This window comes from Bradyrhizobium sp. AZCC 1693 (assembly GCF_036924745.1).
Taxonomy (GTDB): domain Bacteria; phylum Pseudomonadota; class Alphaproteobacteria; order Rhizobiales; family Xanthobacteraceae; genus Bradyrhizobium.
Genome location: NZ_JAZHSD010000001.1, coordinates 1,536,288 through 1,548,531, shown reverse-complemented (window position 1 = coordinate 1,548,531; position 12,244 = coordinate 1,536,288). Strand labels below are relative to the sequence as shown.

Below are 12,244 nucleotides of genomic sequence, written 5' to 3'. Positions count from 1 at the left end.
CGTCAGCCGTGTACGACCGTCTTCGCGATCATGCAGTGAATGCCCTTGGAGCCGTTGACGGTTTGCGTCACGCGAAGGTCGGCGGCAAGGCTGCACAGCGTGTAGGCGTCTTCGCGTGACAGATTGCGCTTTTCGCCCAGCAGCACGATCATGTCGCGCAACGCACGCACCACGCATTGATCGAGATCGGGGTCCATCGCCATCGTCATGTAATGATCAGGCGTTTCCGCACGGGGATAGCCGAGCTGCAGATCCTTGCGCAGCGTCAGGCGAAATCGGCCCTGCAGCGCGGTCTCGATCGCGGTGACGCAGACTTCGCCATCGCCCTGCACGCCGTGGCCGTCACCGCAGGAGAACAGCGCGCCCGGCACGAATACCGGCAGATACAGTTTGGCGCCGGCGCCCAATTCCTTGTTGTCGAGGTTGCCGCCCATCGCGCGCGGGATCAGCGAGGTGATGCGGCCCCAGGCGGCTGGCGGCGCCACGCCCATCACGCCGAAGAATGGCTTGAGCGGCAGATCGAGGCCCCATGGCATCCGGCCCACCATCCGCTCGCGGTCGAGCGGAATGTTCAGGATCCGCGTCTCGTGGAAATCGTCGGGCAGGGTGCCCGATAGCGGACGGATCAGATTGTAGCCCCAGTCCTGCCGGAGCTGGACATCGAGAATGTCGACCTCCAGCACGTCGCCGGGTTCAGCGCCGGCAACCGCAACCGGGCCGGTGAGAATGTGGCCCGGCACCATGCGCTCGCTCCGGGCGTGAATGTCGGCAAGCTCGGGAGGAACATGAAACCTGCTGCGGTCCGGCACGACATCCGGGCCGCCGCTCACGGTGTCGATGGTGACTTCGTCACCGCTGGCGATGGTCAAGACGGGTTTCAATTTGGCTTCAAAGAAGCCCCAGTGGCAGGTTTCGGGGCTGGAATCCAGGTGATGGTGGGGCATGAGGAGGGCTTTCTTGCCGGCGATGTTGTAGTCTATTTGTCATTGCCGGGCTTGACCCGGCAATCCATCACTTTTCAAACAAGGCTTTTGTGAAGATAGATGGATACGCGGGTCAAGCCCGCGTATGACGAGTTCGGTCAATTCCGAGGCTTCCCCTTGTTTTTTGTTCTCTCCAAAACGCTCGGCTACCTGCTGTTGCCGACGAATTTTCTGATCGCCATCGGGTTCGTCGGCGCCATTCTGATGGTGACGCGCTTTGCATCGCTCGGCCGCAAGCTCGTGATAGCGGCCGTGCTGCTGCTCGTGATCTGCGGGCTGTCGCCACTCGGAAAAGCTTTGCTCTATCCGCTGGAGCAGCGCTTCCCATCATGGGACGCCGCCCGCGGCGCGCCTGACGGCATCATCGTGCTCGGCGCCTCGATCGAGGCCGATCTCTCCGTCGCGCACAATACGCCGGTGGTTCGGGGCGCGCCGGACCGGATCATCGCGGCCGCCGCGCTGGCGAGGCGATATCCGAACACGCGCGTGCTGTTTTCCGGCGGCAGCGCGAACCTCGTCTCCAACGATGCCAGGGAAGCCGATTTCGCCGGCGCTATCTTCGAAAGCCTCGGCGTCGACAAGTCGCGTCTGATCATGGAACGGGGATCGCGCAACACCAAGGAGAATGCCGAGTTCTCCAAGGCGCTGGTCAAGCCGAGGGACGGCGAACGATGGGTGCTGGTGACCTCTGCTTTTCATATGCCGCGATCGGTCGGCTTGTTCCGAAAAGCGGGATTTGCGGTGGAGCCCTATCCCGTCGATTGGCGCGTCGGCGGCCGCGATGACCTGATGGCGCTTTCAAACGTCGCCGTCGAAGGGCTGGCGCGCACCGACCTCGCGATACGCGAATGGATGGGTCTCATTGCGTACTGGGCCACCGGCAAGATCGATGAGTTGCTGCCGGGTCCGGCGGCGAAGTAGAAGCGGAGAGGCATCCGCGCTACAATCGAAGCAACGCGCTTGTTCACCGCGCCGATTTGGGAGTTGACGCCATGCAACAGCAGACGCCGGAAGCGTTCGATTTGGCCGGCATGGTGGCCGACCTCAACAGTCTGCTTCGCCTGAAGACGACGGTGATCGGCATCAAGATGTTTGCCCGCGTCGAGGAGATGACCGCAATCCCGAAGATCCGCCGTCCCTCGGCAGTGCATACCACCGACCAGATCGTCAGCATGGCCTCGCGGCTCGGCTGGACAGTCGGCATCACCGGTGACGATCTCGTCGGCGCGCAATGCCGCGCGGTCATCGGGCTGGCGCCGCAGGACGAAAAGTTTCTCGCCGGCGAAAACTATGTCGGCGTCTGGCACGGCACGGCCGAGGATGCGCGCAAGCGCCAGGAAGCGCTCGACGTCGTGCCCTTCGGCCGGTACCAGGCAATGGCGGTGAGCCCGCTCACCAGCGGCCGGCTCAACCCGCCCGACATCTGCCTGGTCTACGCTACGCCCGGGCAGATGATTATCCTGATCAACGGCCTGCAATATACCGGCTACAGGAAGTTCGAATGGGGCGTGGTCGGCGAGACGGCGTGCGCGGATTCCTGGGGCAGGGCGCTCAAGACCGGCGAGCCGTCGCTCTCGCTGCCGTGCTTTGCCGAGCGGCGCTATGGCGGCGTGCCCGACGAAGAGATGCTGATGGCGCTGAAGCCTGAGCATCTTGCCAAGGCCGTTGTCGGTATGAAGCAGCTTGCCAAGAACGGTTTGCGCTATCCGATCGCGCCCTATGGCATCCAGGCCGACGTTCGCGCCGGGATGGGCGTGTCCTACGCGAAGAAATAGGCTTGCGAAAGCAAAAGGAAACCGTCATTGCGAGCGGCGCGAAGCAATCCATGCTGCTGCAACAGGAGAGATGGATTGTTTCGCTCCGCTCGCAATGACGAGAAGTACTAAAGGAAATTCAGGTATGTCTTCGTCGAAATTCGATATCGTCGTCTATGGCGCCACCGGCTTCACCGGCCAGCTCGTCGCCGAATATCTCGCGACGCATTACAAGGGCGACGCCACCCTCAAATGGGCGATGGCCGGCCGCAGCAAGGACAAGCTCGCCTCCGTTCGCGACGCGATCGGCGCGCCGGCCGATACGCCGCTGATCGTGGCCGATGCCAGCGATCCAGCCTCGCTGAAAGCGATGGTGGCGCAGGCCAAGTCCATCATCTCGACCGTCGGTCCGTATCAACTCTATGGTTCCGACCTCGTCGCGGCGTGCACTGACTCTGGCGCGGACTATTTCGATCTCTGCGGCGAGCCGGTCTGGATGCGCCGGATGATCGAGGCGCACGAAGCGGCGGCGAAATCGTCGGGCGCGCGGGTCGTGTTTTCCTGCGGCTTCGATTCCCTACCGTTCGAACTCGGCGTGTTTTGCGCGCAGGAGGAAGCAAAGAAGATATTCGGAGCGCCGGCCAGCCGCGTCAAGGGTCGCGTCCGCGACATGCGCGGTACGTTTTCCGGCGGCACTGCCGCCAGCATGCGGGCTACTTTCGCAGCCGCGGCGAATGATCCAAGCATGGTGCCGCTATTGAGGAGCCCGTTCGCGCTGACGCCGGGTTTCGAAGGCCCGAAACAGCCGCCGGGCAACCGGCCGGCGTTCGACCAGGAGCTCGAGTCCTGGACGACCCCGTTCGTGATGGCGACGATCAACACACGCAACGTTCATCGCTCCAACCTTCTGATGGGCTTTCCGTACGGGAAGGACTTTGTCTACGACGAAATGATGCTGACCGGTCCCGGCGAACAGGGCGAGGCCAAAGCCAAGGCCATCGCCACGGCCAATACCGCGGAAAAAATGGGCTCCGGCGGGCCGAAGCCCGGCGAGGGCCCATCGAAGGAAGAACGCGAGAACGGCATGTATGATCTGCTGTTCGTGGCGATTGCCCCGGATGGCCGTCAGGCCCGCGCGGTAGTCAAGGGCGATCGCGATCCCGGCTACGGCTCGACGTCAAAGATGATTTCGGAGTGCGCAATCTGCCTGCTGCGCGATATGCCGGATGTGCCCGCCGGCATCTGGACGCCGGGGGCGGCGATGCAGCACAAGCTGATCACGCGCCTGGTCGATCATGCCGGCCTGACGTTTGCGGCTGAAAAGTAGGAGCTGCACAGCCGCGCGGCGTGACGGCTAGGCCATGCCGCGCGGTGCCTTGAACCCTGAATCGGCGCCCGCCTTCCAGCGTTCGGCGGCGACGAACATGCCCCACATGGTGCCCAGCATCATCCAAAAATGCCGCCAATGGTCGGTGTCGATGATGAAACTCTCGCCGACAGTGCCGAGGAAGGCCGCGAAGATTGCCAGATAGGTCGGCTGCCAGGGCACGCGGACGAAGACATACCGGAAGCTCGTCAGCACCGTGACGAAGACCAGCGCCGGATAGCAGACGCCGGATAGCCAGCCGCCCGACATGAATGCGTTCAGGTAGGAGTTGTGGGTGTCTTCGGGAAAGTAGCGGTTGAACTGCAGCGGCCCGATGCCGAATGGCAGCCCGAGCGCCATCTCCGCGCCGAGGATATGGCGGCCGAAACGGCCGAAACGGCCCTCATCGTAGCTCTGGTCGAAACTGGCGCGCTGCTTGAATAGCTGCGCGATCGAATCGAACGACAGCAGCACCGCGACCAGCGCGGCTGCGAGCACCACCACGACCAGCGCCATGATGATGATGCGCGACCGCTGCGACTGCGAGCGGCTGGTCAGCACCATCAGCGCCAGCATGACGGCGGAGGTGATGACGAGCATGCCCCACGCGGCGCGCGAGAACGCCAGCAGGATCGCCAGCGACATGATGCCGAACGCGATGGCGCTGCGCAGCGATTTGCCGAACTTGTCCGAGACGATGCTTTGCAGCGCGAACAGCGCCGGCAGGATCAGGAACGCACCGTATACGTTCGGATCCTTGAAGGTGCCGCGGGCGCGGTCGTACAGCGTCAGCAGATCACGCCCGCCGGGGACGAGATTGAAATAACCCGCGATCCCGGCGAGCGCCGCAATCACGGCGCCGACGACGAGGCCGCGCCGAAGCATGTCCAGCCGCGCCGCGGCATCCTCGGAGATGACCATCGCAAAGAAGATGACCGTGACCGCCATGTACCAGGAGGTCGCGATCCAGTTAGGGACGTTGGGCCGGTCCATCACCGCGACCGCGGCGATGCTGTAGCCGATGTTAATCAGCAACAGGAGCAACAACAGCGGCACAAACACCAGCCGCATCCGTAACCCCGTTGCGAAGAAGACCAGCGCGGCGGCAAGCGTCGCCAATTCGTAAGGGCTGGGTTCGATGAAGACGATGGCGCCGCATGCACCGACCAGCCATACCAGCGCGCGCTGAAGCGCGAGCACGCCGGGCGCGGCCGTCATCGATGGGAGCGATCCCCCGGCTGTCGCCGCATACGCCATTACACACTCACGCAACGCAACAAAACAATCGAACTTCTAGCCTCGTCATTGCCTGCGACAAACGTGAAGCGTTTGCGCAAGGGAGCGATAGCGACGAAGCAATCCATCTATCCCAGTGCGGCGCGATGGATTGCTTCGCTCCGCTCGCAATGACGGGTGGGGCTTCCCTCAACTCAATACGCGTTCTCGCTCTTGGTCATCAGCGCCAGCGGCGTCTTGAGCAGAATGTAGAGGTCGAACAGCACCGACCAGTTCTCGATGTAGTAGAGATCGAACTCGACGCGCTTCTGGATCTTCTCGTCGGTATCGACTTCGCCGCGCCAGCCGTTGATCTGGGCCCAGCCGGTGATCCCCGGCTTGACGCGGTGGCGCGCGAAATAACCGTCGACGGCCTCGTCGAACAGCCGGCTCTGCAACTTGCCCTGCACGGCGTGGGGGCGGGGGCCGACCAGCGAGAGGTTGCTCTTGAACACGACGTTGAAGAGCTGCGGCAGTTCGTCGAGGCTGGTCTTGCGGATGAAGCGCCCGACGCGGGTGACGCGCGGATCATTTTTTGTCACGACCTTGGAGGCGGTCGGGTCGGCCTGATGGTGGTACATCGAGCGAAACTTGAAGACGTCGATGCGCTCGTTGTTGAAGCCGAATCTTTTCTGGCGGAACAGCGCCGGCCCGGGGCTGTCGAGCCTGACCGCGAGCGCGACCAGTCCCATCACCGGCAGCGCCAGCACCAGGATCACGAAGCCGACGACGTGGTCGAACAGCCACTTCATCACCAGGTCCCAATCGGTGATCGGCGCCTCGAACACGTCGAGGGTGGGCACCTCGCCGAGATAGGAATAGGAGCGGGGGCGGAAGCGCAGCTTGTTGGTATGGGCTGAAAGCCGGATATCGACCGGCAGCACCCACAGTTTCTTCAGCATCTCGAGAATGCGGGTCTCGGCCGAGATCGGCAGCGCGAACAGCACGAGGTCGATGCGGGTGCGGCGCGCGAATTCGACGATGTCGTCGACCTTGCCGAGCTTGGGGCTGCCGGCGCAGGTATCCAGCGCGCGGTCGTCGTTGCGGTCGTCGAACACGCCGAGCACTTCGATGTCGGAATCATCCTGGGTCTTGAGCGCCTGGACGAGTTGCTCGCCGTTCTCGTCCGCGCCCACGATAATGGTGCGGCGATCGAGCCGGCCCTGACGGGCCCAACTGCGTACCAGCGAGCGCAGGAACACCCGCCCGGTCACCAGCGCCGCAATGCCGCTGAAGAAAAACGCCGCAAGCCAGAGCCGCGAAATTTCGCTGCCGAGCTTGACGATGAAGGATGCGCCGATGAACAGCAGGAACACGAACGCCCAGGATGAAATCATCCGGGTCATCTGGCGAAGATGGCCGCGGAATAGCTGCACCTGGTAGATGTCGGCGGCCTGGAAGCAGATCACGGCCGTTGCGGCCACGCCGAAGATCGCCGCGAGAAATTCCCAGTAGAAGCCGGAGAGGGGGACGACATATCCGAAATAAAGCGCGACGCCGATCGCGCTGAGCATCGCAAAATCGATGACGCGAACCGCGCCCGCGATCACGATCGGCGAATAGGCGCGGCCGACTTTCTGGTTGCTGACGGCAATAGCGGCCGGGGTAAGCCTGCGGCGCCGTTCGATCTGCGGGCGATCGGCGGTGGCGGTCATCGCGGCCGTTGCCGCGGAGTCGAACATCGAGCGTGCGTTAATCGGTTCCACTGGTCCACGTCCGTTCTGGAGCATGCACATAGGAACGTGCCTGCCGGTGCGGAATTCCCCACACAAACGGCTTACGGGACAAATCGGAAGAAACGGTTACGTTGGTAAAGAACGGTTAACGATTGGCAAACGCGTCGCGGTAACCGGCAAAGACACCCTCGACCATCGCCTTCTGCGAAAAATGCATGAAGATTCGCTCGCGCAGCGATTTCGCCCGCGCCGTCGCCGCTGCCGGATCCTTCAGCGCGGTTTGGATGGCGTCGGCCATGGCGGCGGCGTTGCTGGGAGCGAACAAGGCATTGCCGTGCGGGCCGAAAATCTCGGGGATGCCGCCGATATTGGCGGCGACCATTGGAATCCCTGCAGCCGCCGCCTCGATCACCACATAGGGCATCGAGTCGCCGCGGGAGGGAACCACCAGCAGCGAGCCCTTGGAGAAGCCGTAGCGCGCCTTGACGTGGCCGATGAACCGCACGGCCTCGCCGAGGCCGAGCTGTTGCACCTTGGCTTTGAGGCTTTCGCTTTCCTCGCCGTCGCCGGCGAGCGTGAGCGTCACCGGACGGCCGCCGGCGCGCAGCCGCGCCACCGCGTCGATCAGGAGGTCGGCGCCCTTGATATGCCGGAACTCGCCGACATAGATCAGGTCGGTGGCGTCATCGGCCTTCACGACCGCGTCGAATTCATTGGCGGTGACGCCGTTGAACACGCATCGCACCAGCCCCTTCGGTGTGCCGATGGTGCGCTGATAGGTGTCGCGCGCAAACGCGCTTTCGAACAGGAACAGGTCGGTATCGTTCATCAGCGCGCGTTCGACACGGGCATAGATGCTGCCCTTCAGCGTCGACAGCGGATAGTGCAGCGAGCCGCCATGGGGGGTGTAGACCCGGATCCTGTCGCGGGAAGCGGTCCGCAAACGCATGTAGGCGCCGGCCTTGGCGCCGTGACCGTGCAGCACGTCCGGCTTCAGTTGGCCGATCATGCGCTGGAATCGGGCCCAGACGAGCATGTCGGTCGGCAGCGGCTCGCGGCGAATGGCCGTGCGGTGAACGCCGAGCTTGAGACGCGGGGCGATTTCCGCCAGCGCCTGCTCGGCGCGCTCGCCGCCGGTGAGACTGTCGGCGATGATGCCGACGTGATGGCCGCGGTCGGCCTGGCCGTTGGCGAGATCGAGGATATGGCGGAAAATGCCGCCGACCGGCGCGCGCGTGGCGTGCAGGATCCGAAGCGGCTGACCGTCAACGAGAGGCATCGAGACCGCCTTCAGATGTGAACGCGGCCGGCGTGGCCCGTCCCATGCAGCCCGCAAGCGCCAGCGCAGCAACCAGACATGGAGTTGGGAAAAATACGCCACGCATTACGGGAGTCCTGAAAAAGTCTGCCGCGATTAAGGGCTTTGATGGTTAACAAAAAATGACCGGGCGTGCACGGGCCGCCATTTCTGGGCTCGAACAGGGCAAGTTAACCCAGCGGCAACCATAATGAAGTGTAGTCAGTCAGGTCGAGTGGACCAGCAGTTGCGTCCGCGGGAGTTTGCGATGCGTTTGGCGTTCTGGCGTGCAGGCAAGGACAAGCCGGTAGTGCAGCGGGCGATGGCAAGGCCCGCGCCTTCGGCGCCGAAGCCCGTCGCCGCTTCCGAATCCGGCGATCTCGATCTGCATGCGCTCGGCCAGGCGCTGATGCGCAAGCGAAGCTTGATCATCGTCCCGACGGTGCTGGCGCTGGTGGCGTCGCTCGCCGCGGTCAACATGATCACCCCCCGGTTCAAGTCGGAAGCGCGCATCCTGGTGGATGGCCGCGAGAACGTGTTCCTGCGTCCGACCGGCGAGCGCAACGAGGAGCGCAGCGCGCTCGATGCGGAAGCCGTGACCAGTCAGGTGCAGCTGGTGCAGTCGCGTGACCTGGCCCGTGAGATCATCAAGAAGAACAAGCTTGCCGAGCGCCCCGAATTCGATCCGGTGCTGCAGGGGTTTTCGCCGCTGAAATCAATGCTGGCCCTGGTCGGCATCGGACGCGACCCGCTCTCGCTGACGCCGGAAGAGCGTGTCCTGGAAGCCTATTACGATCGCTTCACGGCCTATGCCGTCGACAAGTCCCGCGTCATCGTCATCGAATTCCAGTCGCGCGATCCTGAACTTGCCGCGCGCGTCGCCAACTCGATCGCGGAAGGCTATCTGGTGTTGCAGCAGGATGCGCGGCAGCAGCAGGCTAAGTCGGCAGGCCAGTGGCTGTCGGGTGAAATCGAAAGACTGCGCAAGAAGGTGGCCGAAGACGAGTCTCGCGTCGAGGATTTCCGCTCCAAGTCGAGCCTGTTTGTCGGCACCAACAACACCACGCTCTCCAACCAGCAGATGGGCGAGCTCAATACACAGTTAAACAACGCCCGCGCACTGAAATCGGATTTGGAATCAAGGGCGCGGCTGATCAAGGAGATGCTTCAGGGCGGCAGGCCGATCGAGGCGACCGAAGTGCTCAATTCCGATTCGATCCGGCGCATGTCCGAGCAGCAGGTGACGCTGCGCGCACAGTTGGCCGAGCAGTCGTCGACCCTGCTCGGCGGCCATCCCCGCATCAAGGAACTGAAGGCGCAGCTCGCCGATATCGATCGTCAGTTGCGCGAGGAGGCGAGCAAGATCTCGCGCTCGTTCGAGAATGACGCGCGCCTCGCCGGCGGCCGGGTCGAAGGCCTGATGAACAGCCTCGATCAGTTGAAGAAGCAGGCGTCCTCCAGCAACGGTCAGGATGTGCAGCTTCGTGCGCTCGAGCGCGAGGCCAAGGCGCAGCGCGACCTGCTGGAATCCTATCTCGCCAAATACCGCGAGGCCAGCGCCCGCGAGAGCATCGAGGCGGCGCCGGCCGATGGCCGCATCATTTCGCGTGCCACCGTCTCCAACACGCCGGCCTATCCGAAGAAGCTGCCGATCGTGCTGATCGCGACGCTGGCGACGTTGCTGCTCACCTCCGGTGCGATTGCGACCGGCGAACTCTTGCGCATGACCGCGCCGCGGGCCGCGGTTGCGTTTTCGCGGGAAATTGAGCCTGAGGCTGCGCCCACCTTTGTCTCGGCTTCTCTGCCGGAACCGGTGCGCGCGCCGGCGATCGCGCCCGAGCTTCCCGCAGCGCCAACCGTCGAAACCGACGACATTTCCGAGCCGGTGCTGATCGAGCCCAGGGTAGATTCCCCCCGGATGGATTCCGTGGTGGAAATAGGTGAAATCGAGCAGCTGGCGGATGTCCTGGTCGGGGCAGGCGTGCGCAAAGTGACCGTGCTCGGCACGGCATCGAGCGAGAGCATCACGCTAACCGCACTGACGCTGGCGCGGCTGATGGCGCAGCAGGCGAAAGTCGTGGTCGTCGATCTCGTGGCATCCTTGCCGACGATTGCCGCGGCGACGGCCGATCCGGTCGCGCCCGGGCTTGCCGAACTGATGCAGGGCGAGGCGTCGTTTTCGCAAATCATCACGAAGGACCGGCTGTCGCGCGTTCATCTGGTTAGCGCCGGACGCCCGGGTTTCGACCGCGCGCAGCTCCAATCGCCGCGGTTGACGCTCGCGATCGACGCGCTGCTGCGGGTCTACGACCATGTGCTGCTGGATGCCGGCACGGCCTCCGATCTGCCGGCCGAATTGCTGACGTCACAGGCGCGGGCGGTCGTGGTGCCCGAAGCCTCGATGGCGCAGGACGCGCGCGCGCTGATGTGCGACCAGCTCAGGGCGGTCGGCTTCTCCGAAGTGACGATGCTGAGCAAGCCGTGCCAGAATTCACACGCGGTCGAGCCGGGCCCGCGCGTGGTAGCGGCGTAATAGGATTCGTAGATTCCATGGGGCGGTGAGCGAGCCCTTCCGGTAGGTTTGGGTTTCCACACTCGAACCATCGGAGAGTCAGATGCAAGCATCGACCGTAGGCACGCCCACCGCCGGCCATTGTGGCACAATTTTCGTTGCGATCGAACTGAGCCAGAAGAGCTGGCTGGTGACGCTGCACAGTCCGGACAAGGATAAGATATCCCACCATAAGCTGGAGAGTGGCGATCATGCCGACCTGCTGGCGCTGATCGATCGGGTTCGGGAACGGGCGGCCCGGGCGCTGGGAGCGGTTCCGGCGGTGGTGAGCTGCTACGAAGCGGGCTACGACGGGTTCTGGCTGCACCGGCTTCTGCTGGCGGCCGGGATCACGAACTACGTGTTTGACCCTGCGAGCATTGCGGTGGATCAGCGGGCTCGGCGCGTGAAGACCGACCGGATCGATGGCGAGCGGATGCTGCGCACGCTGATGGCGTTTCTACGCGGCGAGCCGCGGGTGGTGCGGATTGTCCGGGTGCCTTCTGCCGAGCAGGAGGATGCCCGCCGCGGCAGCCGCGAACGCGACCGGCTGGTCAAGGAGCAAACCGGGCACACCAACCGGATCAAGGCGCTGCTGCGGCTGTTGGGCATGGCGATCGGGAACCCGCGCCGGCGCGGCTGGCTGGGCTGGCTGGCGATGCAGCGGGATTGGCAAGGCCAGGCGGTGCCGCCGCAGATGCTGAGCGAGATCAGGCACGAGCACGCGCGGCTGATGCTGGTGCGGGAGCGTCTCGATGCGCTCGCCAAGACACCGGCCCAGGCGGATCCAACCCCCGCGGCGGCGCAGATGGCCGAACGCAGCGAGCTGTTGCGCCGCCTCAAATGCCTCGGTCCGGCGTTCGCGACGACGCTGACCAGCGAGGTGTTCTACAAGGACTTCCGCAACCGGCGCGAGGTCGGGAGCTATTTCGGTCTGACGCCCAGTCCTTGGCAGAGCGGCGGGATCGATCGCGACCAGGGCATCAGCAAGGCGGGCAATCCACGCGCCCGCTGTGCCGCGATCGAACTGGCCTGGCTGTGGCTGCGGCATCAGCCGGACAGCAAGCTGACGCTGGAGTACCGCAAGCGCACGCTCGATGCCGGCAAGCGCATCAAGCGCGTCGCCATCGTCGCCCTGGCGCGCAAGCTGGTGGTGGCGCTCTGGCGCTATCTCACGACCGGCCTCGTGCCCGACGGCGCGGTGCTCAAGACGATAAAGGTGTAACCCCTTCAACGAACGCGTCAGCGTCGCGGCATCTGCCGCGGTCAGCGCGGGATGGATGATGACCGTGCCACCCTTGGGCCAGCAAACAGGCTGTTTCGTAGATGGGTCTCATCCTCG

At 64.1% G+C, this 12,244-nt stretch carries 9 protein-coding genes; 5 read left to right on the top strand and 4 right to left on the bottom strand.

Annotated elements, in window-relative coordinates:
* Positions 1–2: 2 nt before the first annotated feature.
* Entirely contained in the window at positions 3–944 is a 942-nt protein-coding gene (locus V1293_RS07610; RefSeq protein WP_334508135.1) for an acetamidase/formamidase family protein, read from the bottom strand.
* Between the two features lie 156 nt (positions 945–1,100).
* Here V1293_RS07610 and V1293_RS07605 point away from each other — a divergent pair, with 156 nt between their 5' ends.
* The 3 genes from V1293_RS07605 to V1293_RS07595 all read left to right on the top strand — a co-directional run bounded on the left by V1293_RS07605 (position 1,101) and on the right by V1293_RS07595 (position 4,064).
* Complete coding sequence (locus tag V1293_RS07605) at positions 1,101–1,904, top strand: YdcF family protein (protein ID WP_334508133.1); 804 nt, start codon at positions 1,101–1,103, stop codon at positions 1,902–1,904.
* Between the two features lie 71 nt (positions 1,905–1,975).
* The gene (locus V1293_RS07600; protein ID WP_334508131.1) at positions 1,976–2,758 is read left to right on the top strand and encodes a DUF169 domain-containing protein; all 783 of its coding nucleotides are present in this window, start codon (positions 1,976–1,978) and stop codon (positions 2,756–2,758) included.
* 124 nt (positions 2,759–2,882) lie between these two features.
* Positions 2,883–4,064, top strand: coding sequence for a saccharopine dehydrogenase family protein (locus tag V1293_RS07595; RefSeq protein ID WP_334508130.1), 1,182 nt, complete (start codon positions 2,883–2,885; stop codon positions 4,062–4,064).
* Between the two features lie 27 nt (positions 4,065–4,091).
* Here the strand turns inward: V1293_RS07595 and V1293_RS07590 are convergent, their stop codons facing one another.
* The 3 genes from V1293_RS07590 to V1293_RS07580 all read right to left on the bottom strand — a co-directional run bounded on the left by V1293_RS07590 (position 4,092) and on the right by V1293_RS07580 (position 8,333).
* Complete coding sequence (locus tag V1293_RS07590; protein ID WP_334508128.1) at positions 4,092–5,360, bottom strand: O-antigen ligase family protein; 1,269 nt, start codon at positions 5,358–5,360, stop codon at positions 4,092–4,094.
* Between the two features lie 173 nt (positions 5,361–5,533).
* Positions 5,534–7,060, bottom strand: a complete 1,527-nt coding sequence (locus tag V1293_RS07585) for an undecaprenyl-phosphate glucose phosphotransferase (protein ID WP_334516652.1) — start codon at positions 7,058–7,060, stop codon at positions 5,534–5,536.
* Between the two features lie 139 nt (positions 7,061–7,199).
* Positions 7,200–8,333: a glycosyltransferase family 4 protein gene (locus tag V1293_RS07580; protein WP_334508126.1), complete on the bottom strand. Its 1,134-nt coding sequence runs from the start codon at positions 8,331–8,333 to the stop codon at positions 7,200–7,202.
* A gap of 286 nt (positions 8,334–8,619) precedes the next feature.
* Between V1293_RS07580 and V1293_RS07575 the strand changes: the two genes are divergently transcribed.
* Positions 8,620–10,884: a GumC family protein gene (locus V1293_RS07575; RefSeq protein ID WP_334508124.1), complete on the top strand. Its 2,265-nt coding sequence runs from the start codon at positions 8,620–8,622 to the stop codon at positions 10,882–10,884.
* 82 nt (positions 10,885–10,966) lie between these two features.
* Positions 10,967–12,127 (top strand): IS110 family transposase, encoded by a 1,161-nt coding sequence (locus V1293_RS07570; protein WP_334508123.1) that lies wholly within the window; start codon positions 10,967–10,969, stop codon positions 12,125–12,127.
* Positions 12,128–12,244: the final 117 nt, after the last annotated feature.